The sequence below is a fragment of the Leisingera sp. ANG-M1 genome (assembly GCF_000813745.1).
In the GTDB taxonomy this organism is placed as follows: domain Bacteria; phylum Pseudomonadota; class Alphaproteobacteria; order Rhodobacterales; family Rhodobacteraceae; genus Leisingera.
The window spans coordinates 1-272 of the sequence record NZ_JWLC01000079.1; the positions used below are offsets into that span (position 1 = coordinate 1).

Genomic DNA, 272 nt, shown 5'->3' on the forward strand with positions numbered 1-272 from the left:
CCAGCTCGGACGCAAGCTGCTCCAGCTTGCGGATCCGGTCCCGGACATTGGCCAGCTGGCTGCGGGCAATCCGGTCAGCTTCTGCGCAGTCATCTCCCAAGTGCCCGTCGAGCCCCATCAGCGACTTGATATCCTCCAGCGGAAAGCCGAGGTCGCGGGCATGTTTGATAAAGCCCAGCGCGTCCATGCCGTCCTGACCATAACGGCGCTGGTTGCCGGCATTGCGGCCTGGCTGCGGTAAGAGGCCGATCTCCTCGTAGTAGCGGATGGTC

The 272-nt window shown here is 63.6% G+C and carries 1 protein-coding gene; it reads right to left on the minus strand.

Annotated features, from left to right (window positions below):
• On the minus strand, positions 1–272 hold a 272-nt coding region (locus RA19_RS25455), incomplete at both ends, for a MerR family DNA-binding protein (protein WP_039168804.1).